Below are 25,117 nucleotides of genomic sequence, written 5' to 3'. Positions count from 1 at the left end.
CTGATCAGCCCCGGTTCTGTTGGTGCTGGTGGCCGAATCGGCCCTTGATGCGGAGATTGCCGTGGGTCACCGGATCGTCGAGCGGGGAGGTGACCTTCACGGTCTCATTGTCCTGCACGTGGAGCGTGACGCCGCAGCCCACCGTCCACTGCCCGCGCACCGTCGTCGCCGCGGTCTGCCGCGTCTCGTGCCACGTACCCGCCGCACGCAGGGTGAACTCCGACCGGAACGACAGCGCGCCCGTCGGGCACGCCTCGCCGCAGTTCCCGCAGAACACGCAGGCGGATCCCGGCAGCGGGGCGTCGTACGCCGCCGCGGTCCGGGTGCCGGAGCCGCGCCCCGAGACAGGTCGTTCCGTCGGTGGCGCGGGGGCGGGCGCGCATGCCGTACGCCCCGTGCGAGCGCGCGAATCCCGTGGCCACCGGGTCCAGGGCCGCGACCCGCGCCGCCGGCCGGAACGGCGCGTCGCGCGCGTCCCGGACCAGCGGACGGGTGGGGCGGGTGGAAGTACTCGTGGCCGGTCGGCTCACGCGGCGCTCCGCAGCGCGAGCAGGTCCGAGATGGCGTGCACGGTGCGCAGGGTGGGCACCTCCACGCCGGTGATCCCGGCCAGTTCGACGACGGCGGCGAGGAGCACGTCGAGTTCGAGCGGCTTGCCGCGCTCCAGGTCCTGGAGCGTGGACGTGCGGTGGTCGCCGACCTTCTCCGCGCCCGCCAGGCGGCGTTCTATGGAGACGCCGACCTCGCAGCCGAGGGCCTCCGCGACCGTGAGCGTCTCGCGCATCATGATCTCGATGACCTGGCGGGTTCCGCCGTGCAGACACATCTGCCGCATGGTGGCCCGGGCCAGCGCGCTGATCGGGTTGAAGGAGATGTTGCCGAGCAGCTTCAGCCAGATGTCGTTGCGCAGGTCGGGCTCGACCGGGCACTTCAGCCCGCCCGACCGCATGGCCTCGCTGAAGTCCGTGCAGCGGGGGGAGACACTGCGGTCCGGCTCGCCGATCGAGAACCGGGTGCCCTCCAAGTGCCGTACGACGCCCGGCCCTTCGAGCTCGGTGGCCGCGTAGACCACGCAGCCGATGGCCCGTTCGGGCGCCAGTACCTCGCTGACCGCGCCGTCCGGGTCCACGCTCTCGACACGGTGGCCGTCGTAGGGTCCGCCGTGCCGGTGGAAGTACCACCACGGGATGCCGTTCTGGGCCGCCACCACGGCCGTCCGTTCGTGCAGCAGCGGCTCGATCAGCGGCCCGCACGCCGCGTACGAGTTGGCCTTGAGGCCCAGGAAGACGTAGTCGACCGGGCCGATCTCGGTGGGGTCGTCGGTGGCGTGGGCGCGCGCGGTGAAGTCGCCGCGCGGGCTGAGGACCTGGACGCCGTACTGCCTCATGGCCGCCAGATGCGGTCCACGGGCGACGAGATGGACGTCGGCGCCCGCACGGTGGAGAGCGGCACCGACATAGGCGCCGATCGCACCGGCGCCGAGGACTGCGACTTTCACGGGAACACTCCGTTCGGTTTGAGGGATACCGCGGAGGTGGGGGGAATCTGCGCAGGGGGAATCGCGTAGGGTGAATCTTGTCGACGAAATATTGTCTACAGTATGGGAAGAGCGTCGACAAGAGTCCCGGCGGTGACCGTTCATCGCATTCTGGATACCGTTCATCGCATACGGTCGACCCGACGGCTTCTCAACGCCCCTGCCCAGACCTACGGTCCGGGATCATGAGCAGCCCCCCTGTCGCACCGCGAGGATGGAGCCGCTGGCTGGTCCCGCCCGCCGCGCTCTCCGTCCATCTCTCCATCGGCCAGGCCTACGCATGGAGCGTGTTCAAGCCGCCCCTGGAATCCGCGCTCGGCCTCGACGGCACCCAGAGCGCGCTCCCCTTCCAGCTGGCCATCGTGATGCTCGGCCTGTCGGCCGCCTTCGGCGGCACGCTCGTCGAACGCAACGGCCCGCGCTGGGCCATGACCGTCGCCCTGATCTGCTTCTCCTCGGGCTTCCTGATCTCCGCGCTCGGCGCGCAGACCGAGCAGTACTGGCTGATCGTCCTCGGCTACGGCTTCGTCGGCGGCATCGGTCTCGGCATCGGCTACATCTCGCCGGTCTCCACGCTGATCAAGTGGTTCCCGGACCGGCCCGGCATGGCCACCGGAATCGCCATCATGGGCTTCGGCGGCGGCGCGCTGATCGCCTCGCCCTGGTCGGCGCAGATGCTCGAGTCGTTCGGCAGCGACCACTCCGGGATCGCCCTCGCCTTCCTCGTGCACGGGCTGTCGTACGCCGTCTTCATGACGCTCGGCGTGCTGCTCGTGCGGGTGCCGCGCACCGAGAAGCCGGTCGCGAGCGGGCCGAGCGCCTTCGAGGGTGTGCAGGTGTCGGCCCGCAGTGCGGTGCGCACCCCGCAGTTCTGGTGCCTGTGGCTCGTGCTGTGCATGAACGTGACGGCGGGCATCGGCATCCTGGAGAAGGCCGCCCCGATGATCACGGACTTCTTCGCGGACTCCTCCACACCGGTCTCGGCGTCCGCCGCCGCCGGTTTCGTGGCACTGCTGTCCGCGGCCAACATGGCGGGCCGGATCGGCTGGTCGTCCACCTCCGACCTGATCGGACGCAAGAACATCTACCGCGTCTACCTGGGCGTCGGTGCGGTGACATATCTGATCATCGCCCTGTTCGGCGACTCGTCCAAGCCGCTGTTCGTGCTGTGCGCGCTCGTGATCCTCTCCTTCTACGGCGGCGGTTTCGCGACGATCCCCGCCTATCTGAAGGACCTGTTCGGTACCTACGAGGTGGGCGCGATCCACGGCCGGCTGCTGACGGCCTGGTCCACCGCCGGCGTGCTCGGACCGCTGATCGTGAACTGGATCGCCGACCGCCAGGAGGAGGCAGGCAAGCACGGCTCGTCCCTGTACGGGCTGTCGTTCTCCATCATGATCGGACTGCTCGTCGTCGGCTTCGTCGCCAACGAACTGGTCCGCCCCGTCCACTCGAAGCACCACGTACCCGCACCGAAGGAGGGAGCCGATGTCGACCGACACCAGTCCGCCTAGCCGCCGTGGCCTGATCGCCTTCGCCTGGCTGTGGGTGGGAGCACCACTCGCCTACGGGCTGTACGAACTCGTGCAGAAGGCGACGCAGCTCTTCACCGGCTGAGGCGGGCCTGAGGGGACACCAAAAGGTCGGGCGTCCGAGATCCTGACGGAAGCCGACAACCCGGGCGCCCGATTCCTGTCCCTTCACCTGCCGCCGTACCCGCGAGTCACTGACAACACTGGAAGATCCCGCTACCCACGGCAACGAGGGGGATCCCAGATGAACGGCTCGCGCATCGCCGCTGTCGGCCACTACCAGCCCGCCCGGGTGCTCACCAACGAGGACCTGGCGGGCATGGTCGACACCAGCGACGAGTGGATCCGCAGCCGGGTCGGCATCCACACCCGGCACATCGCAGGACCCGACGAACCCGTCGACGAACTGGCGGCCCACGCCGCCGCCAAGGCCCTCGCCGCGGCCGGACTGACCCCCGGCGACATCGACCTGGTCCTGGTCGCCACCTCCACGGCCGTCGACCGCTCCCCGAACATGGCCGCCCGGGTCGCGGCCCGGCTCGGTGTCCCGCAGCCCGCCGCGATGGACGTCAACGTCGTCTGCGCCGGGTTCACACACGCCCTCGCCACCGCCGACCACACGGTCAGAGCGGGCGCGTCGACCAGGGCGCTCGTGATCGGCGCGGACAAGATGTCCGACGTCACGGACTGGACGGACCGGAGCACGTGCATCCTCGTCGGCGACGGGGCCGGCGCCGCCGTGGTGGAGGCCTGCGGGGCCGGCGAGGAGCCCGGCATCGGGCCCGTGCTGTGGGGCTCCGTGCCGGAGATGGGGCACGCGGTGCGCATCGAGGGCACGCCACCCCGGTTCGCGCAGGAGGGGCAGAGCGTCTACCGCTGGGCCACCACGCAGCTGCCGCCCATCGCCCGCCGTGCCTGTGAGAAGGCCGGGGTGGCCCCGGAAAACCTCGCCGCGGTCGTGCTGCACCAGGCCAACCTGCGCATCATCGAACCCCTCGCGGAGAAGCTCGGCGCGGTCAACGCGGTCGTCGCCCGTGACGTCGCCGAGTCCGGCAACACCTCGGCCGCCAGCATCCCCCTCGCCTTCTCCAAGCTCGTCGAGCAGGGCGCCGTGTCGACGGGCGACCCCGTCCTGCTCTTCGGCTTCGGCGGCAATCTGTCGTACGCCGGTCAGGTCGTCCGGTGTCCCTGACGCCTCGCGCGGGCGTCGGGATGCCGATGTGACGTGCCCGACTCCCGCTCCCTCTGGCACTTGTGCGCCGTAGACTGTAGACGAAAGACAATAAATACTGGGCTTCGAGCGCGCACGAGCTTCCGTCCGCCGTGCGCGGCCCTGCCGAGGAGGGGGACCGCGATGTTGTCGACCGGACTGCCGCAGGGTGCCGTGCCCAAACTCGAACGGCCCGGCCCGCTGCGCGACCGCGTCTACGAGGCACTGCTCGAACTCATCACCACCCGTGCGCTGCAGCCCGGCCAGCACCTCGTCGAGAGCGAACTCGCCGGACACCTCGGCGTCTCCCGGCAGCCCGTGCGCGAGGCGCTCCAGCGTCTCAACACCGAGGGCTGGGTCGATCTGCGGCCCGCCCAGGGTGCGTTCGTGCACGAGCCCACCGAGGAGGAGGCCGACCAGCTTCTCACGGTCCGTACGCTCCTGGAGGCCGAGGCCGCCCGGCTGGCCGCCGCCCACGCGGGCAGTCCCGGTGTCGCCGCGCTGGAGGAGCTGTGCGCCGAGGGCGAGAAGGCCGTCGCGGCCGACGACGTGGACGGCGCCGTCGCCCTGAACGCCGCCTTCCACGCCAAGATCATGGAGCTGGCCGGCAACGCGGTCCTCGCCGAACTCGCCGGCCAGGTCGACCGCCGGGTGCGCTGGTACTACACGCCGGTGGCCCGGCAGCGCGGCAAGCAGTCCTGGGTGGAGCACCGCGGGCTGATCGCGGCGATCGCGGACCGGGACGAGCAGCGCGCCACGGTGCTGATGCGCGAACACACGGAGCACACCCGGCGCTCCTACCACGAGCGGCAGCGGGGCTAGTGCTGTGGCCGGGAAGGTTTGCCGAGCCGGTGAACCTTTCCGGTCACAGCACTAGCGCTCATTCCCGGGCGCCCGGTTCGGTGCCCCCACACGTGACTCCTGGTCGCCGGCGTGCAGCAGGTCCCACAGGGACTCCGCGTCGGCGACCGTGAGTTCGACGCAGCCCGCCGAGCCGCCGCCGTCGGGGAACGGGGCGCTCCCATGCGCCCGTTGCTGTCCCCGCAGCCGTCTCCGGGGCAGGTCGACGCAGGGGAGCGCGACGAGGGTGCGGCGGCAGGCGGCGAGGTCCGCGTAACGGTCGGGACCACTGTCACCTCCGCGCCGCGACTTTCTTTGTCTTGTGAGTGGAGAAAGTCGGCACCAATTCGTGCACAGCTTCTTCCCAGGTTCGGCAGTCACTGCTACATTCCCCTCGAAAGCACGACAGCGACAGCCGATTCGAGGCGGGGAGGGGCTCGTGAGACGCATGACGGCACGACCTGCCAACGCCCACCAGGCCCGAGTGCTCAAGCTGTTGCGCGACGGTGGTCCCAACTCCCGTGCACAGCTGGGCGATCAGATCGACCTGTCGCGCTCCAAGCTCGCCGTGGAAGTGGAACGGCTGCTCGAGACGGGCCTCGTCGTCGCCGACGGGCTCGCCGCCTCGCGCGGCGGACGCCGCTCCCACAACATCCGGCTCGCCCCGAACCTGCGGTTCCTCGGTGTCGACATCGGCGCGACCTCGGTCGACGTCGCGGTCACCAACGCGGAGCTGGAGGTCCTCGGTCACCTCAACCAGCCCATGGACGTGCGCGAGGGACCGGTCGCGGTCTTCGAGCAAGTCCTGTCCATGGCCGCGAAGTTGAGGGCGACGGGGCTCGCGGAGGGGTTCGACGGCGCCGGCATCGGCGTCCCGGGCCCGGTCCGCTTCCCCGAGGGTGTCCCCGTGGCGCCCCCGATCATGCCGGGCTGGGACGGCTTCCCGGTGCGGGAGGCGCTCAGCCAGGAACTCGGCTGCCCGGTCATGCTCGACAACGACGTGAACCTCATGGCGATGGGGGAGCAGCACGCGGGCGTCGCACGCTCCGTGGGCGACTTCCTCTGCGTCAAGATCGGCACCGGCATCGGCTGCGGCATCGTCGTCGGCGGTGAGGTCCACCGCGGAGTGACGGGCAGCGCGGGCGACATCGGGCACATCCAGGCCGTGCCCGACGGACGCCCGTGCGCCTGCGGCAACCGAGGCTGCCTGGAAGCCCACTTCAGCGGCGCGGCCCTCGCCCGCGACGCGCTGGAGGCGGCCCAGCAGGGCCTGTCGGCGGAGCTCGCGACCCGGCTGGAGACGAACGGCGGCCTCACCGCCGTCGACGTCGCCGCCGCGGCCGCCGCGGGCGACGCCACCTCGCTCGACCTCATCCGGGAGGGCGGCACTCGCACGGGCCAGGTCATCGCCGGGCTCGTCTCCTTCTTCAACCCCGGCCTGGTGGTGATCGGCGGCGGCGTGACCGGCCTCGGCCACACCCTGCTCGCCGCGATCCGCACTCAGGTCTACCGCCAGTCTCTGCCTCTGGCGACGGGCAATCTGCCCATCGTGCTGGGGGAGTTGGGGCCGAACGCCGGCGTCATCGGCGCGGCCCGCCTGATCAGCGACCATCTGTTCTCACCCGCGTAGCCGCACCTTCCACCAGCGCCGCCCCCGCACAGCACGCTGCTCCGCCCTGCCCTGACACCGGCCCGCACGCCCGCCGAGGGGAACCCACATGGCACCAGAACCACCGCTGCTCAGCATGTCCGGGATCACCAAGTCGTTCCCCGGCGTCCGGGCCCTCGACGGCGTCGACCTCGACGTCCAGGCCGGTGAAGTGCACTGCCTGCTCGGCCAGAACGGGGCCGGCAAGTCCACGCTCATCAAGGTCCTGGCCGGTGCCCACCAGCCGGACACCGGCACCATCCGCTGGCGCGGCGAGGACGTCACCCTGCGCTCGCCGATCGCCGCCATGCGCCTCGGCATCGCCACCATCTACCAGGAACTCGACCTGGTGGAGCACCTGTCGGTCGCCGAGAACGTCCACCTCGGCCATGAACCCACGGCCGCCGGCTTCGTCGTACGGGGGAAGGCCGCACGCGTTTCAACTGCCCAGCTTCTCAAGCGACTCGGCCACCCGGAGATCGATCCGACCCGGCTCGTGGGGCAGTTGTCGGCGGCGCAGCAGCAGATCGTCTCCATGGCGCGGGCGCTCTCCCACGACGTCCGGCTCATCGTGATGGACGAGCCGTCCGCCGCCCTCGACCCGGACGAGGTCGACAACCTCTTCCGCATCGTCGGCGACCTGACCGCGGACGGTGTGGCGGTCGTCTACATCTCGCACCGCCTGGAGGAGATCCGCCGCATCGGGGACCGCGTGACGGTGCTCAAGGACGGGCGGGCGGTCGCGGGAGGACTTCCCGCCAAGAGCACACCGACCCGCGAGGTCGTGGCGCTGATGACGGGACGCAACGTGGAGTACGTCTTCCCCGAGCGGCCGGTGTCCGCCCCGGGCGGCGCACCGGTCCTCGAGGTGCGAGGCCTCGCCCGGGACGGTGAGTTCGAGGCCCTCGACCTCACGGTCCGGCCCGGCGAGATCGTCGGGCTCGCCGGACTCGTCGGCTCGGGTCGCTCCGAGATCCTGGAGACGATCTACGGCGCCCGCAAGCCCACCGCCGGTCAAGTCCTGCTCGACGGACGCCCGTTGCGGCCGGGCAGTGTGCGCTCGGCCGTCCGCGCCGGACTCGGGCTCGCCCCCGAGGAACGCAAGGCGCAGGCCCTGCTGATGCTGGAGTCCGTCACCCGCAACGTGTCCGTCTCCACGCTGTCCCGCTTCTCGCGCGGCGGCTGGATCGACCGGCGCGCCGAGAGCGGGGCGGCCCGCGCGGCCACCCGTGAACTGTCACTGCGCCCCGACAACCCCGCCGTGCCCGTGCGCACGCTCTCCGGCGGCAACCAGCAGAAGGCCGTCCTGGCCCGCTGGCTGCTGCGCGGCTGCCGCGTCCTGCTGCTCGACGAGCCGACCCGGGGCGTCGACGTCGGCGCCCGTGCCGAGCTGTACGCGGTGGTCCGCCGGCTCGCCGACGAGGGCCTCGCCGTGCTGCTGGTCTCCAGCGAGGTCCCGGAGGTGCTCGGCCTCGCCGACCGCGTGCTGGTACTGCGCGAGGGACGCGTCGTACACGAGGCGCACGCCCGCGAGCTGGACGAACACCGTGTACTCGACCTCGTCATGGAAGGAAGCCCGGCGTCATGACGCAGCACGTCTCCCCGCCGCGGGGCAGCGCCGACAAGGTGCCGTTGACCGAGCAACTCCCCGCCTGGCGCACCCTGTTGGGCCGCGCCGACGTCCGTACCCTGTCGCTCCTCGGCGTGCTCGCCGCGCTGGTGCTGATCGGCGGCGTCACCAAGCCCGACGAGTTCCTCGACACCCGCAACCTCCAACTCGTCCTCACCCAGGCCTCGGTGATCGGCGTCGTCACGGTCGGCATGACCTTCGTCATCACCTCCGGCGGCATCGACCTGTCGGTGGGCGCGATCGTCGCCCTCTCCTCGGTGTGGGCGACCACGGTGGCGACGCAGGAGTACGGCTTCGCGGGCATCCTGTTCACCGCGGTGATCGTCGGCGTGGGCTGCGGCCTCGTCAACGGACTGCTCGTCGCGTACGGCGGCATGGTGCCGTTCATCGCCACGCTCGCCATGCTCGCCTCGGCGCGCGGACTCGCCCTGCAGATCACCGACGGCAAGACGCAGATCGTCACGGTGGACGGGATCCTGAACCTCGGCGAGCGCGACTCGTATGTCCTCGGCATCCCGCCACTCGTTCTCGTCTTCGCGGTCGTGACGGTCATCGGCTGGCTCGTGCTCAACCGCACCACCTTCGGCCGGCGCACGGTCGCCGTCGGCGGCAACGCGGAGGCGGCCCGGCTCGCCGGCATCGACGTACGGCGCCAGCGGCTGTACCTGTACCTGCTGTCGGGGCTGTGCTGCGGGATCGCCGCCTTCCTGCTGATCATCCTGTCCGGCTCCGGCCAGAACACCAACGGCAACCTCTACGAACTCGACGCCATCGCTGCCGCGATCATCGGCGGAACCCTGCTCAGCGGGGGCCGCGGCACCATCACCGGCTCCGTGCTCGGCGTCCTGATCTTCACCACGATCACCAACATCTTCGCCCTGAACAACCTGCAGAGCGACGTTCAGCAGATTGCCAAGGGCGCGATCATCGTCGCCGCCGTGCTGGTCCAGCGCCGTACCGCAAGCACGACCTGAGGAAAGGGTTCACCGACATGTCACACCTCACCAGTCGCAGAGGACTGCTCTTCGGGACCGCCGCCGTCTCGGCCGGTGCCCTCCTCGCAGGTTGCACGAGCAATGACAACAAGGACGAGAAGCCGGCCGCGAACGACCAGCCGGCCGCCGACGACAAGCCCGGCAAGCACGTCACCATCGGCTTCGCCGGACCGCAGGCCGACCACGGCTGGCTCAACGCCATCAACGACAACGCCAAGAACCGGGCCAAGAAGTACTCGGACGTCTCCCTGGAGATCACCGAGGGCTCCAACGACACGGCCGCGCAGATCGGCCAGATCGAGACCCTGATCAACAAGAAGGTCGACGTGCTGGTGGTGCTGCCCGCCGACGGCAAGGCCCTCACCCAGGTCGGCCTCAAGGCGATGCGCGCCGGCATCCCGGTGATCAACCTGGACCGGGTCTTCAACACCCCCCAGGCCTACCGGTGCTGGATCGGCGGCGACAACTACGGCATGGGCCTCAACGCCGGGACGTACATCGGCGAGAAGCTCAAGGGCAAGGCGAACGCCCGCGTCATCGAACTCGCCGGGATCGACAACCTGGAGCTGACCAGGCAGCGCACCCAGGGCTTCGACGACGCCCTCAAGAACTACCCCAACATCAAGAAGGTCGCCCGCCAGGCGGCCGAGTTCACGGTCGAGTCCGGCCAGGCCAAGATGGCCCAACTCCTGCAGGCCCAGTCGAAGTTCGACGCCCTGTGGAACCACGACGACGACCAGGGCGTGGGCGCGCTGCGGGCCATCGAGCAGGCCGGCCGGGACGACTTCCTGATGGTCGGCGGGGCCGGGGCGCTCTCCGCGTTCCAGGCGATCAAGCAGGACAACGGTGTGCTCAAGGCGACCGTGCTCTACCCGCCGACGATGGCCGCCTCCGCGATCGACCTCGCCCGGGCCCTCGGCCAGGCCAAGGGCATCGGCGGTCTCGCGGAGTTCGAGATCCCGGCGTCGATCACGCTCTACTCGGCGGTCGTCGACAAGGACAACGTCGACCAGTACATGCCCACCGGCTTCCGCTGACCGGTTCCGCCCGCACCCCCCACGGCGCCGCGCCCGGCCCACGGACCGGACCCGGCGCGGTACGGCGCATCACCACGAGGACGAGGAGACATCCGTATGGGACAGCCGCAGCAGCCGGAAGGCACAGAGTCGGACAAGCCGCCCCTTCGGGTCGGCATGGTCGGCTACGCCTTCATGGGCGCCGCCCACTCCCAGGGCTGGCGCACCGTGGGCCGCGTCTTCGACCTGCCGCTGCGGCCGGTCCTGGCCGCGATCTGCGGCCGCGACGGCGCCGCCGTGCGGGCGGCGGCCGACCGGCTCGGCTGGGCCACCGCAGAGACCGACTGGCGTGACCTCGTCGCCCGGGACGACATCGACCTCGTCGACATCTGCACCCCCGGCGACAGCCACGCGGAGATCGCGCTCGCCGCGCTCGCGGCCGGCAAGCACGTGCTGTGCGAGAAGCCCCTCGCCAACACCGTCGAGGAGGCGGCGGCGATGAGCGAGGCCGCCGAAGCGGCCCGGGCCCGCGGCCAGTCGGCGATGGTCGGCTTCAACTACCGCCGGCTGCCCGCCACCGCCTTCGCCCGGCACATGGTCGCCGAGGGCAGGCTCGGCACCCTGCGGCACGTCCGGGTGATGTACCTGCAGGACTGGCTGGTCGACCCCGCCTTCCCGCTGACCTGGCGGCTGCGCAGGGACCAGGCCGGGTCGGGCTCGCTCGGTGACCTGGGCGCCCATATCGTCGACCTTGCCCAGTATCTGGCGGGGGAGCGGCTGGCCGGGGTCTCCGCGCTCACCGAGACCTTCGTCCGCGAACGCCCGCTGCCGGCGGCCCCCACCAGCGGCCTCGCCGCCGTGTCCGCCGCCGGCACCGGACCGGTCACCGTCGACGACGCCGCCCTGTTCACCGGCCGCTTCGCCTCCGGCGCCCTCGCCTCCTTCGAGGCCACCCGGTACGCCACCGGACGCAAGAACGCTTTGCGCATCGAACTCAACGGCGAGCGCGGCTCGTTGGCCTTCGATCTGGAGCGGCTCAACGAGCTGTACTACCACGACGCCACCGAACCGGGCACGCACGCCGGGTTCCGCCGCATCCTCGTCACCGAACCCGACCACCCCTACCTGGACGCCTGGTGGCCCCCGGGTCACGGCCTCGGCTACGAGCACTCCTTCGTCCACCAGGCCCGTGACCTCGTGCACGCCATCGCCGAGGGCCGCGGTCCCGATCCCTCCTTCGCCGACGGACTCCAGGTCCAGCGCGTCCTGGCCGCGGTCGAGGAGAGCGCCGAGAAGAACTCCCTCTACACGCCCGTCGCGGTCTGAGGAGGCCACGCGAATGCCGCGCAACTTCACGCTCTTCACCGGCCAGTGGGCCGACCTGCCGCTCGAGGAGGTCTGCCGCCTCGCCCGCGATTTCGGCTACGACGGACTCGAACTCGCCTGCTGGGGAGACCACTTCGAGGTCGACAAGGCCCTCGCCGACCCGTCGTACCTCAAGTCCCGCCACCAGCTCCTCGACACGTACGGCCTCAAGTGCTGGGCCATCTCCAACCACCTGGTCGGTCAGGCGGTGTGCGACGCCATCATCGACGAGCGGCACCGGGGCATCCTGCCCGACCGCATCTGGGGCGACGGCGACGCCGAGGGCGTACGCCGGCGGGCTGGCGCAGAGATCGCCGACACCGCACGCGCGGCGGCGGCCTTCGGCGTCGACACCGTCATCGGCTTCACAGGATCCGCGATCTGGCACCTGGTCGCCATGTTCCCGCCCGCCCCCGAGGCGATGATCGAGCGCGGCTACGACGACTTCGCCGAGCGCTGGAACCCGATCCTCGACGTCTTCGACGCCGAGGGCGTGCGGTTCGCGCACGAGGTCCACCCCAGCGAGATCGCCTACGACTACTGGACGACCCAGCGCGCTCTCGCGGCCGTCGACCACCGGCCCGCCTTCGGCCTCAACTTCGACCCCTCCCACTTCGTGTGGCAGGACCTCGACCCCGTCGGCTTCCTGTGGGACTTCCGCGACCGCATCTACCACGTCGACTGCAAGGAGGCCCGCAAGCGCCTCGACGGCCGCAACGGCCGCCTCGGCTCCCATCTGCCCTGGGGCGACCCTCGGCGCGGCTGGGACTTCGTGTCCGCGGGACACGGCGACGTCCCCTGGGAGGACGTCTTCCGGATGCTGCGCTCCATCGGCTACCAGGGCCCGATCTCCGTGGAGTGGGAGGACGCCGGCATGGACCGGCTGCAGGGCGCACCCGAGGCCCTGACCCGCCTCAAGGCGTTCGACTTCGAGCCCCCGACGGCCTCCTTCGACGCCGCGTTCGGCAACTGAGCTGTGCGCGATCACACCTGACTTCTCGTCCGCTCTCCGGGATGACGGCGCATCCCGGCGCATGCACCCGCCCGTACAACCGGCCCCTTTCTGGAGGCACTCGTGCACGGGAACATCCGAACCACCCGTACCGACAGAATCGAGACCCACAGACGACGCCGCTTCCGTACCGCGATGGCCCTGTTCAGCGGGGCCCTGCTCGCGGGCGCCACCCTCAGTCTCACCACCCCCCAGGCCGGCGCAGCCGTCGCCGACCCGGGCACCGCGCCGGCGGCCGCCGCGGCCGAGGACTTCCAGCAGGTCACCCTCGCCAAGGGCGAGCCGGAGGTCGGCGAGCCCATGTCGCTCGCCGTCCTGCCGGACCGCTCGGTCCTGCACACCTCACGCGACGGCGAACTCCGCCTCACCGACGCGGCGGGCAACACCAAGCTGGCCGGCAAGCTGGACGTCTACTCCCATGACGAGGAGGGACTCCAAGGCGTCGGCATCGACCCGGACTTCTCCACCAACCGGTTCATCTACCTCTACTACGCACCCCCGTTGAACACCCCGCCGGGCGACGCCCCCGAGACCGGCACCGCGGCCGACTTCGCGCCCTTCGACGGCGTCAACCGCCTCTCCCGCTTCGTGCTGAAGGAGGACGGCACCCTCGACACCGCGAGCGAGAAGAACGTCCTCGAGGTCAAGACGTCGCGCGGTATCTGCTGCCACGTCGGTGGTGACATCGACTTCGACGCGGCCGGCAACCTCTACCTGTCGACGGGCGACGACTCCAACCCGTTCCAGTCGGACGGTTTCAACCCCATCGACGAACGATCCGACCGCAACCCGGCGTTCGACGCCCAGCGTTCGTCCGGCAACACCAACGACCTGCGCGGCAAGATCCTGCGCATCAAGGTGAACGCCGACGGCTCGTACTCCATCCCGGACGGCAACCTCTTCGCGCCCGGCACGCCCAAGACACGGCCCGAGATCTATGCCATGGGCTTCCGCAACCCGTTCCGGTTCAGCGTCGACAAGAAGACCGGCATCGTCTACGTCGGCGACTACGGCCCGGACGCCGGCGCCGCCGACCCTGAGCGCGGACCCGGCGGTCAGGTCGAGTTCGCCCGCGTCACCGGTCCTGGCAACTTCGGCTGGCCCTACTGCACCGGCAAGAACGACGCCTACGTGGACTACGACTTCGGGACCAAGGTCTCCGGCGCCACGTTCGACTGCGCCGCCCCGAAGAACGACTCCCCGAACAACACAGGCCTGACCGACCTGCCTCCGGCGCAGCCCGCCTGGATCCCCTACGACGGCGGCTCCGTACCGGAGTTCGGCAGCGGCTCCGAGTCCCCGATGGGCGGACCCGTCTACCACTACGACGCCACGCTCGACTCGCCCGTGAAGTTCCCCGAGGCCTACGACGGCAACTTCTTCGCCGGTGAGTTCGGCCGCCGCTGGATCAAGCGCATCGTCAGCGACGACGCCGGCAACGTCCAGTCCATCAATCCGTTCCCGTGGACCGGCACCCAGATCATGGACATGGCCTTCGGGCCCGACGGCGCCCTGTACGTCCTGGACTACGGCACCAGCTGGTTCGGCGGCGACGACAACTCGGGCCTGTACCGCATCGAGAACGTGACCGGGCGCCACTCGCCGGTGGCGCAGGCGGCGGCCGACCGCACCTCCGGGCAGGCGCCCATGAACGTGAACTTCTCCTCCGCCGGGACGACCGACAAGGACGGCGACGCGCTCACCTACAGCTGGGACTTCGGTGACGGCACCACGTCGACGGCCGCCAACCCCGCGCACAAGTACCGGACGAACGGCACCTACACCGCGACCCTCACCGTGAAGGACACGACGGACCGCACCGGCACCGCCAGCGTCCAGATCGTCGTCGGCAACACCGCCCCCAAGGTCACCCTCCAACTGCCCGAGGACGGCCAGCTGTTCGCATTCGGCGACGCCGTTCCGTTCAAGGTGAAGGTGAGCGACCCCGAGGACGGCAAGGCCATCGACTGCTCCAAGGTCACCGTCAACTTCATCCTCGGCCACGACACCCACGGCCACCCGCTGACCTCCGCCAACGGCTGCTCCGGCACCATCCAGACCACGGCCGACGGCGGCCACGACCAGGACGCCAACATCTTCGGGGTCTTCGACGCGCAGTACACGGACGGCGGAGGCGGCGGGCAGGCCCCGCTCACCACGCACGACCGGCACGTCACCCAGCCCAAGCACCGCCAGGCCGAGCACTTCGGCGACTCCTCCGGCATCAAGGTCTACGACAAGCCGACCGCGCACGGCGGCAGGACGGTGGGCGACGTCGACAACGGCGACTGGATCTCCTTCAAGCCGTACGTCCTGAGCAACGCCACCTCGATCAGCGCCCGGATCGCCTCCGGCGGCGCGGGCGGCACCCTCGAGGTCCGCGCGGGCTCGCCCACGGGCACCCTGCTCGGCGCGGCCACCGTGCCGGTGACCGGCGGCTGGGAGAACTTCCAGGACGTCAGCGCGAACCTGTCCAACGCCCCGGTCGGCACCACCGCGCTCTACCTGGTCTTCAAGGGAGGCGCCGGCGCCCTGTTCGACGTCGACGACTTCACCTTCACCACGAGCTGAGAGGGGGCCCATCATGCGCTCAATGGGCAGAATCACCACGGGAGTTCTCGGAGCCGCTCTGCTCCTCGGCTCCATGACGGCACCCGCCGTGTCCGACCCGGGCAACGGCAAGCCCGACGCCAAACGGGTCCTGGTCTTCTCCAAGACCGCCGCTTTCCGGCACGACTCGATCCCCCAGGGCATCGCCACCATCAAGGAGCTCGGCGAGGCCAACGGATTCGCGGTCGACACCACCGAGGACGCCGGTGCCTTCACGGGCGGGAACCTGGAACGCTATGCCGCCGTCGTCTTCATGTCGACGACCGGTGACGTCCTCGACGACACCCAGCAGGCGGCGTTCGAGGGCTACATCCACGACGGCGGAGCCTACGTCGGTGTCCACTCGGCCGCCGACACCGAGTACGACTGGGCGTTCTACGGCGGTATCGCGGGCGCCTACTTCCGGAACCACCCCGCGATCCAGTCCGCCAGGGTGAACGTGGAGGACCGCGCCAACCCGGCCACCTCCCACCTGGGCATGACCTGGAACCGCACCGACGAGTGGTACAACTACCGCTCCAACCCCCGCGAACGCGCCCACGTCCTGCAGTCGCTGGACGAGTCCTCGTACAGCGGCGGCACCATGAACGGGGACCACCCCATCGCCTGGTGCCAGAACTACCAGGGCGGCCGGGCCTTCTACACCGGCGAGGGCCACACCAAGGAGTCCTACACCGACCCCGCCTTCCGGCAGCACCTGCTGGGCGGCATCCGCTGGGCCATCGGCGACGCCCAGGCCGACTGCCGCCCGGAGAACGGCTACCGGCCGCTCTTCGACGGCACGGCCGCCTCGCTGGACGGCTGGCGGCAGGCGGGCCCGGGCGGCTTCACCCTGTCCGACGACGGCACGCTGACGTCGAACGGCGGCCTGGGGATGCTCTGGTACACCCCGTCGGCCTTCCGCTCGTACTCGCTGAAGCTCGACTGGAAGGTGGCCGGCGACGACAACTCGGGTGTGTTCGTGGGCTTCCCGCCCTCGGACGACCCGTGGTCGGCGGTCGACAACGGCTATGAGGTCCAGATCGACGCCACCGACGTACCCGAGAAGACCACGGGGTCCGTCTACGGCTTCCGTTCCGCCGATCTGAAGAAGCGCGACCGCGCGCTGAATCAGCCGGGGGAGTGGAACACGTACGAGATCCGCGTGGAGGGCGAGCGCCTCCGCGTCTGGCTCAACGGCGTGAAGATCAACGATTTCACCAACACCGATCCGGCCCGGAGCCTGCGCGACGGACACATCGGCATCCAGAACCACGGAGCCGGTGACGAGGTGTCCTTCCGCGACGTCCGGATCAAGGAACTGCCCGTCAGGGGCAAGTGAGCGGCGGCGGGCGGGGGACGCCGGACCCCCGCCCGCCGTCTTCGTCCCGGCTCACCCGGGGTTCCGCACGTCAAGGAGGCTGCCCATGTCCGCGTCCCTCTCCCGAGCCCGTGTGGGAGTGTGGCTGATCGGTGCCCGCGGCTCCGTCGCCACCACCGCCGTGGCCGGCTGTGCCGCCGTCGCGGCGGGCCTGCACCCGCCCGCCGGCATGGTCACCGAGACACCCCCGTTCGCCGACAGCGGTCTGCCACCGCTGACGTCACTGGTCTTCGGCGGCCATGACACGGTCGACTGCCCACTGCCCAAGCGGGCGGAGGAACTGGCGGCGGGCGGCGTGCTGCCGCACGGCCTCCCGGCGGCAATCGCCGCCGAACTCGCCGCCGCGGACGCGGAGATACGGCCCGGCGGCCCGGCCCCGGGTGACACCCGCGACCCGGAGGAGCTGATCGACGCCTTCGCCGCGGACATCCGGGACTTCGTACGGCGGGGGCGGCTGGATCGGGCCGTGGTGGTGAACGTGGCCTCCACCGAACCGGCCTCCGACGGGGCTGCGCTGCCACCGAGTTCGCTGTACGCGGCGGCGGCCGTGCGCGCGGGCTGCGGCTACGTCAACTTCACACCGTCGACCGGGCTGCACCATCCGACGACGGCAGCCGAGGCCGCCGCGAGCGGGTTGCCGTACGCCGGACGGGACGGCAAGACAGGGCAGACCCTGTTGCGGTCGGTCCTCGGCCCGATGTTCGCGCAGCGGGCGCTGGCCGTACGCGCCTGGTCCGGCACCAACCTGCTGGGCGGCGGCGACGGTGCGGCACTGGCCGACCCGGCGGCCGCCGCTGCCAAGAACGCCGGCAAGGAACGGGTCCTCACCGACACCCTCGGTACGGCACCGCAGGGCGAGGTCCACATCGACGACGTCCCCGCCCTCGGTGACTGGAAGACGGCCTGGGACCACGTCGCCTTCGACGGCTTCCTCGGCACCCGCATGGTCCTCCAGACCATCTGGCAGGGCTGCGACTCGGCCCTGGCGGCACCCCTGGTCCTGGACCTGGCCCGACTGACCCTTCGCGCCCAGGAGTTGGAGATCGCGGGACCACTGACCGACCTGGGCTTTTACTTCAAGGACCCGTTGGGGGAGGGGCCTTCGTCACTGGGGGAGCAGTACACGGCGCTCGTGCGGTTCGGGCAACGGTTGCGGGGAACGGCGTGAACGCGCGGGCCTGGGCCGAACTGCTGCGGCTGCCCGCCCTGTTCACGGTGCCCGGTGACGCGCTGGCCGGGGCGGCAGCGGTGTCGGCCCGACCCGGTCGACGCACCCTGCAGGCCATCGGCTCCTCGCTCTGTCTCTACGAAGCGGGCATGGCCCTCAACGACTGGGCCGACCGGGACGAGGACGCTGTGGAACGCCCGCACCGGCCCATTCCTTCGGGACGTGTGCAGCCTGCGGCAGCGCTCATGGCGGCCTGCGCCTTCACCGCGGCGGGGCTCGTCCTCGCGTCCCGCGCCGGTCGTCCCGCCCTCGCCGTCGCCGCCCCACTCGCGGCGACGGTGTGGGCGTACGACCTGAAGCTGAAGCACACCCCGGCCGGTCCCGTGGCCATGGCGGCGGCCCGAGGCCTCGACCTTCTGCTGGGCGCCGCGGCCACCCGGCCCGCACCGGGCGCGACCCGCCGCGCCCTGCCCTCAGCCGCGCTCCTGAGTGCCCACACCCTGGCGCTCACCACGGTGTCCCGCCGCGAGACGACCGGTGGCGCAGCCCTGCCACCGCTCGCCGCGTTGGTGACGACCGGCGCACTCGGCTTCCTCCTGTCGCGTGAGCTCCCGGCAGGCCGGGGTGCCGCAGTCACCCCCAGCCTGCCGGGCATCGGCGCCGCCGCCCCGCGACCGAGCCGCGCCGCCCGCCCCCGCCTCCCACTCCCGCTGGGCAGCGTCCTCACCGCCGCTTACACGGCCGTGGCCGCCCGCCCCTACTTCCACGCCACCCTCAACCCGTCGCCTCCCCTCACCCAGCGAGCCGTCGGCGGTGGCATCCGCGCGACCATTCCGCTCCAGGCCGCCCTGTCCGCCCGCGCCGGTGCCCCGGTCACGGCGCTGCTCACCGCCGCCCTGGCCCCGCTCGCCGCGAAGTTCGCGAAGAAGGTGAGCGTGACATGACCACCAAGGCTCCCCTGCCGCGCTTCGGCTACGGCACCAACGGCCTCACCGACCTCCGCCTCGACGACGCCCTCGCCCTCCTCGCCGACCTCGGCTACGACGGCGTCGGACTGACCCTCGACCACATGCACCTCGACCCGCTCGCCCCGGACCTCCCCACCCGCACCCGCCACGTGGCGCGGCGGCTCGCCGCGCTCGGGCTCTCGGTCACCGTGGAGACCGGCGCCCGCTACGTGCTCGACCCCCGGCGCAAGCACGGCCCTTCTCTCCTCGATCCGGACCCCGAGAACCGCGCCCGCCGTGTGGACCTGCTGATCCGTGCCGTTCACGTGGCCGCCGACCTCGGCGCCCACGCCGTGCACTGCTTCAGCGGGATCACCCCGGCCGGCACCGACGAGGACACCGCCTGGAAGCGTCTGGCCGAAGCCCTCACCCCCGTCCTGGACGCCGCCGCGACCGCCGATGTCCCCCTCGCCGTGGAGCCCGAACCCGGTCACCTCCTCGCCACCCTCGCCGACTTCCATCACCTCCGCCGTGCCCTCGGTGACCCCGGACTCCTCGGTCTCACCCTCGACATCGGCCACTGCCAGTGCCTCGAACCCCTCCCTCCCGCCGACTGCGTACGCGCCGCCGCGCCGTGGCTGCGGCACGTGCAGATCGAGGACATGCGGCGCGGGGTGCACGAGCACCTGCCGTTCGGGGACGGCGAGATCGACTTCCCGCCCGTCCTCGCCGCACTGGCCGACAGCGGCTATCAGGGACTGACCGTCGTCGAACTGCCCCGCCACTCCCACGCCGGCCCCCATCAGGCCGCTCGCTCGCTCTCCTTCCTCCGCGACGCGGCTGCCCCCATTCACTCCCCCGGCGAGCCCTCCGCCACCCAGGAAGGGAGAACCACATGACCGACCGGCCCACCGGAACGGACACCCCGGTCGCCGACGCCACCCCGCTGGACGACCTGCGCGCGCACCTCGACGCCGACCTCACCGACGCCGCCCGTGTCTGGCTCACCAGGGCCCTCGACGAGGCCGCCACCCACCCCGGCAGCCACGGCCCCGTCTCCGTCTGGGAGTTGCGCATCGCCGAGGCCGGACGCCACTGCGGGTCCGCCCACGCCGAGGCCGCCCGCGTCCTCATCCTCCACGCGGCCCGCGCCGACGCCGACGCCCTCACCCGCGTCTACCGCCAGGGCACCGCCGGCGAACGCCGCGCCGTCCTGCACGCCCTCCCGCACCTCGTACCGGGCCCCGGCGCCCTCCCGCTGGTCGAGGACGCGCTGCGCACCAACGACACCCGGCTGCTGGCTGCCGCCGTCGGGCCGTACGCCGCCCGGCATCTCGACGCCCACGCCTGGCGGCACGCCATCCTCAAGTGCCTGTTCACCGGTGTGTCCGTCGACGAGGTGGCCGACCTGGCCCGGCGTGCCCGGGGCGACACCGAACTCGCCCGCATGCTCGGCGACTTCGCCGCGGAACGCACCGCAGCGGGCCGTCCCGTGCCCGACGGTCTGTACCGCGTCATGGCCCTGACCGACGCCACGGCCCCGCCGCACACCACGGACGGCCCTCACGGCAAGGAGTCCTGATGCGCATCTTCGACCCCCACATCCACATGACGTCCCGGACCACCGACGACTACGAGGCCATGCACGCGGCCGGAGTCCGCGCCGTCGTCGAACCGTCGTTCTGGCTCGGCCAGCCCCGCACCTCCCCGGCCTCCTTCCTCGACTACTTCGACTCGCTCCTGGGCTGGGAGCCCTTCCGCGCCGCCCAGCACGGCATCGCCCACCACTGCACGCTGGCGTTGAACCCCAAGGAGGCGGGCGACCCCCGCTGCGTGCCCGTCCTCGACGAACTGCCCCGGTACCTCGTCAAGGACGGTGTCGTGGCCGTCGGCGAGATCGGCTACGACTCCATGACCCCGGCCGAGGACACCGCCCTGGCCGCCCAGCTGCAACTCGCCGCCGACCACGACCTGCCCGCCCTGGTGCACACGCCGCACCGCGACAAGCTCGCCGGCCTGCGCCGCACCCTCGACGTCGTGCGGGAGTCCGCGCTGCCCGTGGAGCGGGTGCTGGTCGACCATCTCAACGAGACGACCGTCAAGGACGCCAAGGACAGCGGCGCCTGGCTCGGCTTCTCCGTCTACCCCGAGACGAAGATGGACGAGGTGCGGATGGTCGCGATCCTGCGCGCGTACGGCCCCGAAAAGGTCCTGGTCAACTCCGCCGCCGACTGGGGCAGAAGCGATCCCCTCAAGACGCGCAGGGTCGGCGACCTGATGCTGGCCGAGGGGTTCGGCGAGGACGACGTCGACCGGGTGCTGTGGCGCAACCCCGTCGCCTTCTACTCCCTCAGCGGCCGCCTCGACCTCGACATCGCCGCGACCGACGCCACGCACGAGGGCAACAGCATCCTGCGCGGCGGGGAGTGAGCGATGCGCTTCCGACACCCCGACGGCACCGTCGTCCACCTCGCCTACTGCACCAACGTGCACCCCGCCGAGACCCTCGACGGCGTCCTCGCCCAACTCCGCGACCACTGCGAACCCGTACGCCGCCGGCTCGGGCGCGACCGGCTCGGCATCGGGCTCTGGCTGGCCCGGGACGCCGCCCGCGCCCTCGACACGGACCCCGTGGCCCTGCGCACCCTGCGCGCCGAACTCGACCGCCGCGGCCTCGAGGTCGTCACCCTCAACGGCTTCCCCTACCAGGGTTTCGGCGCCGAAGAGGTCAAGTACCGTGTCTACAAGCCCGATTGGGCCGACCCCGAGCGACCGGCCCACACGCTCGCCCTCGCGCGCATCCTGGCCGTCCTCCTCCCCGACGACACCGCCGAGGGCAGCATCTCCACCCTGCCGCTCGCCTGGCGCACGCACGGGGGCGATGACCGCGTCGAGGCCTGCCGCGGCGCCCTGCGCACCCTCGCCGAGCGGCTCGACGCCCTCGAAGACCTCACCGGCCGCTCCATCCGCGTCGGCCTGGAGCCGGAGCCCGGCTGTGTCGTCGAGACCACCGGTGACGCCATCGCCCCGCTCACCGCGATCGGCCATGACCGCATCGGCATCTGCGTGGACACCTGCCACCTCGCCACCTCGTTCGAGGATCCGCACACCGCCCTGGACGCGCTCACCCGCGCCGGCGTCCCCGTCGTCAAGTCCCAGCTCTCCGCCGCCCTGCACGCCGAGCACCCGGACCGGCCCCACGTACGCAAAGCCCTCGCCGCCTTCGCCGAACCCCGCTTCCTGCACCAGACGCGCGTCCGCACGGCCACCGGCCTGCACGGCACCGACGACCTGGACGAGGCCCTGCGCGGTGACACCCTGCCCGCCACCACCCCCTGGCGCGCCCACTTCCACGTCCCGCTGCACGCGGCGCCCACCGCGCCCCTCACCTCAACCCTCCCGGTCCTCAGAGCCGCTCTGGCCCGGCTCGTCGGCGGACCGCATCCGCTGACCCGCCACCTCGAGGTCGAGACCTACACCTGGCAGGCACTCCCGCCCGCACTGCGGCCCCGCGACCGCAGCCGGCTCGCCGACGGCATCGCCGCAGAACTCACCCTGGCCCGCGACCTGTTGACCGACCTCGGCCTGAAGGAGCTGCCATGAGCACCGACCGGACAGGCACCGGCCCCACCCCGCTCCTCGTCCTGGACGTCGTCGGCCTCACCCCCCGCCTCCTCGACCACATGCCCCACCTCAAGGCCCTCGGCCAGTCCGGCTCACGGGCCACGCTCGGCACCGTCCTGCCCGCCGTCACCTGCGCCGCCCAGTCCACCTTCCTGACCGGCACCATGCCGAACGAACACGGCATCGTCGGCAACGGCTGGTACTTCCGTGACCTCGGCGACGTACTCCTGTGGCGGCAGCACAACGGCCTCGTTTCCGGGGACAAGCTGTGGGACGCGGCCCGCCGCGCGCACCCCGGCTACACGGTCGCCAACATCTGCTGGTGGTACGCGATGGGCGCCGACACCGACATCACCGTCACCCCACGCCCCGTCTACTACGCCGACGGACGCAAAGAACCCGACTGCTACACCCGCCCACCGGCCCTGCACGACGAACTCACCGAGAAATTCGGTACGTTCCCGCTCTTCCACTTCTGGGGACCCGGCGCCGACCTCGTCTCCAGCCGGTGGATCATCGACGCCACCCGCCACATCCTGCGCACCCGGCACCCCGACCTCGCCCTGTGCTACGTCCCGCACCTCGACTACGACCTGCAGCGCTACGGCCCCGACGACCCGCGCTCCCTGCGGGCGGCCGCCGACCTGGACGCCGCCCTGGCCCCGCTGCTGGACGACGCCCGCGCCGAGGGCCGTACCGTCGTCGCCCTGTCCGAATACGGCATCACCCGCGCCGACCGGCCCGTCCACATCAACCGCGCGCTGCGCAGGGCCGGACTGCTCGACGTGCACACTCAGGACGGGATGGAGTACCTGGACCCGATGGCCTCCCGCGCCTTCGCGGTCGCCGACCACCAGATCGCCCATGTCTATGTGCGTCGCCCCGAGGACCTGGACGCGACCCGGACCGCGCTCGACGGACTGCCGGGCCTTGCCCAACTCCTCGACGACGAGGGCAAGAAGGCACACCACCTCGACCATCCGCGCTCGGGCGAACTCGTCGCCGTCGCGGAACCCGACGCCTGGTTCACGTACTACTACTGGCTCGACGACGCCCGTGCCCCCGACTTCGCGCAGCTCGTCGAGATCCACCGCAAACCCGGCTACGACCCTGTCGAGCTGTTCATGGACCCGCACGACCCCTACGTCAAGGTCAAGGCCGCCACCGCGCTCGCCCGCAAGAAGCTCGGCCTGCGCTACCGCATGGCGGTCGTGCCCCTCGACGCCTCACCCATCCGCGGCAGCCACGGCCGCCTCCCGGAGCGCGACGACGACGGTCCGCTCCTCATCTGCTCCACCCCCCGCGCCGTCGGTGACCGTCTCGCGGCCACCGACGTGAAGTCACTCCTGCTCCGACTCGCCGGCCTCGACCGGCCTGACGACCAGTCCAGAGAGAGGCACCCGTGAACGACACCCAGCACACCGACGAACTCCTGCGCCGCAGCCTCGGCATCGGCCGCCGCCGCTTCCTGAGCACCTGCACCGCCGTGGCCGCGGGAGCCGTCGCCGCGCCCGTCTTCGGCGCGAGCCCCGTGCACGCCGCCGAGACCCCGGCCCCGGCCACCGGCAGAGGCCAGTCGCTGGTGCCGGCCGACAAGCGCGGCATCATCCTCTACACCGTTCGCGACGCCACCGGTCGCGACCCGTTGTCCACCACCCTGCCCTCCGGATTCCGCGACGTGTTCCAGCAGCTCGCCCGCTTCGGCTACCGGCAGGTCGAGTTCGCCGGCTACGGCCAGCACGCGAACGCGCCCGGCGGCGCCAACCTGGAGTCCGTCGAGGGCGCCCGGCTGCTGCGGAGCTGGCTGGACGAGTACGGGCTGCGGGCCCAGGGCAACCACGGCTTCATCCCCGGCTCCTGGCCGCTGACCAGCGCCGACCTGGACACCTTCAAGAAGCACCTGGAAATCGCCAACATCCTCGGCATGGACCACATGGGCACCGGCAACGACCCCACCGGCAGCGCCTACAAGGCCGACTGGGACGTCGCCGCCGACAAGTGGCACGCCCTCGGCGAGATCGCCCGGGTGGCGGGGATCAAGCTGTACACCCACAACCACGACGCCGCGTACGGCTTCCTGCTCGACGGCGGCCCGCTCGACGCCCAGGGCCGCCCGACGCGCAGCTCCGGCATCCGCAAGCTGGAGTACTTCCTGTCCATCACCGACCCCAAGCTGATCTGGCTGGAGATGGACATCTACTGGGCGCACGTGGCCCAGTACAAGTTCCACACCCACACCGCGCACGACGGCTCCACGCAGGAGAACGTCTTCGACCCGGCGGGTCTGGTCGAACGCCACAACAAGCGCTATCCCCTGTTCCACGCGAAGGACGGCGTCGTCAACACCACCAACGGGGAGGGCTACGACATGGTCCCGTTCGGCACCGGCGTCATCGACTACACGACGTTCTTCTCCCGGGTGGGCCACCGCAACTACCACAACCCGATGGTCGAGCAGGACAACGCGCCGAGCTCCACCGACCCGGGCCAGTCCCTGGAACACGCCCACATCGGATACCGGAACCTCGCCGCCCTGCGTCGCGCCTGACCGGGCGACGCCCCTCAGGAACGACCGAGGCGGTCCTTCCCCCAGGGGGAAGGACCGCCTCAGGCTTCGCTGCCG

Annotated in this window: 21 protein-coding genes and 1 pseudogene; 20 read left to right on the top strand and 2 right to left on the bottom strand. The window is 71.3% G+C overall.

Features of this window, described 5'->3' with window-relative positions:
* Window positions 1–4 precede the first annotated feature (4 nt).
* Together IEZ19_RS24640 and IEZ19_RS24635 are read right to left on the bottom strand one after the other, a co-directional pair.
* Window positions 5–346 (bottom strand): annotated as a pseudogene (locus IEZ19_RS24640) (4Fe-4S binding protein); the annotation flags it as partial.
* Between the two features lie 180 nt (window positions 347–526).
* A complete protein-coding gene (locus tag IEZ19_RS24635; RefSeq protein ID WP_189313467.1) occupies window positions 527–1,498 on the bottom strand; it encodes a 2-dehydropantoate 2-reductase in 972 nt (323 codons plus the stop codon).
* Window positions 1,499–1,722: 224 nt separating this feature from the next.
* Here IEZ19_RS24635 and IEZ19_RS24630 point away from each other — a divergent pair, with 224 nt between their 5' ends.
* The 20 genes from IEZ19_RS24630 to IEZ19_RS24540 all read left to right on the top strand — a co-directional run bounded on the left by IEZ19_RS24630 (window position 1,723) and on the right by IEZ19_RS24540 (window position 25,042).
* Window positions 1,723–3,051, top strand: a complete 1,329-nt coding sequence (locus tag IEZ19_RS24630) for an OFA family MFS transporter (protein WP_189313466.1) — start codon at window positions 1,723–1,725, stop codon at window positions 3,049–3,051.
* Window positions 3,026–3,154 carry an MFS transporter small subunit gene (locus IEZ19_RS52635; protein ID WP_268248662.1) on the top strand — a complete coding sequence of 43 codons (129 nt, stop codon included), beginning with the start codon at window positions 3,026–3,028 and terminating at the stop codon, window positions 3,152–3,154. Before IEZ19_RS24630 ends, IEZ19_RS52635 begins: the two co-directional genes overlap by 26 nt.
* A gap of 159 nt (window positions 3,155–3,313) precedes the next feature.
* Window positions 3,314–4,261 carry a beta-ketoacyl-ACP synthase III gene (locus tag IEZ19_RS24625; RefSeq protein WP_189313465.1) on the top strand — a complete coding sequence of 316 codons (948 nt, stop codon included), beginning with the start codon at window positions 3,314–3,316 and terminating at the stop codon, window positions 4,259–4,261.
* A 162-nt stretch (window positions 4,262–4,423) separates the two neighbouring features.
* Window positions 4,424–5,101, top strand: a complete 678-nt coding sequence (locus IEZ19_RS24620; protein ID WP_189313464.1) for a GntR family transcriptional regulator — start codon at window positions 4,424–4,426, stop codon at window positions 5,099–5,101.
* Between the two features lie 466 nt (window positions 5,102–5,567).
* On the top strand, window positions 5,568–6,749 hold the full coding sequence (locus IEZ19_RS24615; protein WP_189313463.1) for an ROK family protein: 1,182 nt from the start codon (window positions 5,568–5,570) through the stop codon (window positions 6,747–6,749).
* An 88-nt stretch (window positions 6,750–6,837) separates the two neighbouring features.
* Window positions 6,838–8,355: a sugar ABC transporter ATP-binding protein gene (locus IEZ19_RS24610; RefSeq protein WP_189313462.1), complete on the top strand. Its 1,518-nt coding sequence runs from the start codon at window positions 6,838–6,840 to the stop codon at window positions 8,353–8,355.
* Window positions 8,352–9,371: an ABC transporter permease gene (locus IEZ19_RS24605; protein ID WP_189313461.1), complete on the top strand. Its 1,020-nt coding sequence runs from the start codon at window positions 8,352–8,354 to the stop codon at window positions 9,369–9,371. The genes IEZ19_RS24610 and IEZ19_RS24605 overlap by 4 nt, the downstream gene beginning before the upstream one ends.
* Before the next feature lie 17 nt (window positions 9,372–9,388).
* Entirely contained in the window at window positions 9,389–10,429 is a 1,041-nt protein-coding gene (locus IEZ19_RS24600) for a substrate-binding domain-containing protein (RefSeq protein WP_189313460.1), read from the top strand.
* A 96-nt stretch (window positions 10,430–10,525) separates the two neighbouring features.
* On the top strand, window positions 10,526–11,734 hold the full coding sequence (locus IEZ19_RS24595; RefSeq protein ID WP_189313459.1) for a Gfo/Idh/MocA family protein: 1,209 nt from the start codon (window positions 10,526–10,528) through the stop codon (window positions 11,732–11,734).
* 13 nt (window positions 11,735–11,747) lie between these two features.
* Window positions 11,748–12,746: a sugar phosphate isomerase/epimerase family protein gene (locus IEZ19_RS24590; RefSeq protein WP_189313458.1), complete on the top strand. Its 999-nt coding sequence runs from the start codon at window positions 11,748–11,750 to the stop codon at window positions 12,744–12,746.
* Window positions 12,747–12,848: 102 nt separating this feature from the next.
* Window positions 12,849–15,356, top strand: a complete 2,508-nt coding sequence (locus IEZ19_RS24585) for a PQQ-dependent sugar dehydrogenase (RefSeq protein ID WP_189313457.1) — start codon at window positions 12,849–12,851, stop codon at window positions 15,354–15,356.
* 13 nt (window positions 15,357–15,369) lie between these two features.
* Entirely contained in the window at window positions 15,370–16,716 is a 1,347-nt protein-coding gene (locus IEZ19_RS24580; RefSeq protein ID WP_189313456.1) for a ThuA domain-containing protein, read from the top strand.
* An 85-nt stretch (window positions 16,717–16,801) separates the two neighbouring features.
* Window positions 16,802–17,923 (top strand): inositol-3-phosphate synthase, encoded by a 1,122-nt coding sequence (locus IEZ19_RS24575; RefSeq protein WP_189313455.1) that lies wholly within the window; start codon window positions 16,802–16,804, stop codon window positions 17,921–17,923.
* Window positions 17,920–18,867: an SCO3242 family prenyltransferase gene (locus tag IEZ19_RS24570; RefSeq protein WP_189313454.1), complete on the top strand. Its 948-nt coding sequence runs from the start codon at window positions 17,920–17,922 to the stop codon at window positions 18,865–18,867. Before IEZ19_RS24575 ends, IEZ19_RS24570 begins: the two co-directional genes overlap by 4 nt.
* Window positions 18,864–19,769 (top strand): sugar phosphate isomerase/epimerase family protein, encoded by a 906-nt coding sequence (locus tag IEZ19_RS24565; protein WP_189313453.1) that lies wholly within the window; start codon window positions 18,864–18,866, stop codon window positions 19,767–19,769. Before IEZ19_RS24570 ends, IEZ19_RS24565 begins: the two co-directional genes overlap by 4 nt.
* Window positions 19,766–20,452 carry an EboA domain-containing protein gene (locus IEZ19_RS24560; RefSeq protein WP_189313452.1) on the top strand — a complete coding sequence of 229 codons (687 nt, stop codon included), beginning with the start codon at window positions 19,766–19,768 and terminating at the stop codon, window positions 20,450–20,452. Before IEZ19_RS24565 ends, IEZ19_RS24560 begins: the two co-directional genes overlap by 4 nt.
* Complete coding sequence (locus IEZ19_RS24555; RefSeq protein WP_189313451.1) at window positions 20,452–21,300, top strand: TatD family hydrolase; 849 nt, start codon at window positions 20,452–20,454, stop codon at window positions 21,298–21,300. The genes IEZ19_RS24560 and IEZ19_RS24555 overlap by 1 nt, the downstream gene beginning before the upstream one ends.
* A 3-nt stretch (window positions 21,301–21,303) precedes the next feature.
* Window positions 21,304–22,473 (top strand): metabolite traffic protein EboE, encoded by a 1,170-nt coding sequence (eboE, locus tag IEZ19_RS24550; protein ID WP_189313450.1) that lies wholly within the window; start codon window positions 21,304–21,306, stop codon window positions 22,471–22,473.
* Complete coding sequence (locus IEZ19_RS24545; RefSeq protein ID WP_189313449.1) at window positions 22,470–23,900, top strand: alkaline phosphatase family protein; 1,431 nt, start codon at window positions 22,470–22,472, stop codon at window positions 23,898–23,900. The genes eboE and IEZ19_RS24545 overlap by 4 nt, the downstream gene beginning before the upstream one ends.
* Window positions 23,897–25,042, top strand: a complete 1,146-nt coding sequence (locus IEZ19_RS24540) for a sugar phosphate isomerase/epimerase family protein (protein WP_189313448.1) — start codon at window positions 23,897–23,899, stop codon at window positions 25,040–25,042. Before IEZ19_RS24545 ends, IEZ19_RS24540 begins: the two co-directional genes overlap by 4 nt.
* Window positions 25,043–25,117: the final 75 nt, after the last annotated feature.

The sequence above is a fragment of the Streptomyces brasiliensis genome, assembly GCF_014647875.1.
Lineage (GTDB): Bacteria > Actinomycetota > Actinomycetes > Streptomycetales > Streptomycetaceae > Streptomyces > Streptomyces brasiliensis.
Note: the sequence above shows the minus strand (reverse complement) of the source record. Positions and strands in the feature narration are given on the sequence as shown.

Coding starts and splice junctions, on each gene's coding strand:
- IEZ19_RS24630 (WP_189313466.1), top strand. CDS start 1,723: ATGAGCAGCCCCCCTGTCGCACCGCGAGGATGGAGCCGCTGGCTGGTC.
- IEZ19_RS52635 (WP_268248662.1), top strand. CDS start 3,026: ATGTCGACCGACACCAGTCCGCCTAGCCGCCGTGGCCTGATCGCCTTC.
- IEZ19_RS24625 (WP_189313465.1), top strand. CDS start 3,314: ATGAACGGCTCGCGCATCGCCGCTGTCGGCCACTACCAGCCCGCCCGG.
- IEZ19_RS24620 (WP_189313464.1), top strand. CDS start 4,424: ATGTTGTCGACCGGACTGCCGCAGGGTGCCGTGCCCAAACTCGAACGG.
- IEZ19_RS24615 (WP_189313463.1), top strand. CDS start 5,568: ATGACGGCACGACCTGCCAACGCCCACCAGGCCCGAGTGCTCAAGCTG.
- IEZ19_RS24610 (WP_189313462.1), top strand. CDS start 6,838: ATGGCACCAGAACCACCGCTGCTCAGCATGTCCGGGATCACCAAGTCG.
- IEZ19_RS24605 (WP_189313461.1), top strand. CDS start 8,352: ATGACGCAGCACGTCTCCCCGCCGCGGGGCAGCGCCGACAAGGTGCCG.
- IEZ19_RS24600 (WP_189313460.1), top strand. CDS start 9,389: ATGTCACACCTCACCAGTCGCAGAGGACTGCTCTTCGGGACCGCCGCC.
- IEZ19_RS24595 (WP_189313459.1), top strand. CDS start 10,526: ATGGGACAGCCGCAGCAGCCGGAAGGCACAGAGTCGGACAAGCCGCCC.
- IEZ19_RS24590 (WP_189313458.1), top strand. CDS start 11,748: ATGCCGCGCAACTTCACGCTCTTCACCGGCCAGTGGGCCGACCTGCCG.
- IEZ19_RS24580 (WP_189313456.1), top strand. CDS start 15,370: ATGCGCTCAATGGGCAGAATCACCACGGGAGTTCTCGGAGCCGCTCTG.
- IEZ19_RS24575 (WP_189313455.1), top strand. CDS start 16,802: ATGTCCGCGTCCCTCTCCCGAGCCCGTGTGGGAGTGTGGCTGATCGGT.
- IEZ19_RS24565 (WP_189313453.1), top strand. CDS start 18,864: ATGACCACCAAGGCTCCCCTGCCGCGCTTCGGCTACGGCACCAACGGC.
- IEZ19_RS24560 (WP_189313452.1), top strand. CDS start 19,766: ATGACCGACCGGCCCACCGGAACGGACACCCCGGTCGCCGACGCCACC.
- IEZ19_RS24555 (WP_189313451.1), top strand. CDS start 20,452: ATGCGCATCTTCGACCCCCACATCCACATGACGTCCCGGACCACCGAC.
- eboE (WP_189313450.1), top strand. CDS start 21,304: ATGCGCTTCCGACACCCCGACGGCACCGTCGTCCACCTCGCCTACTGC.
- IEZ19_RS24545 (WP_189313449.1), top strand. CDS start 22,470: ATGAGCACCGACCGGACAGGCACCGGCCCCACCCCGCTCCTCGTCCTG.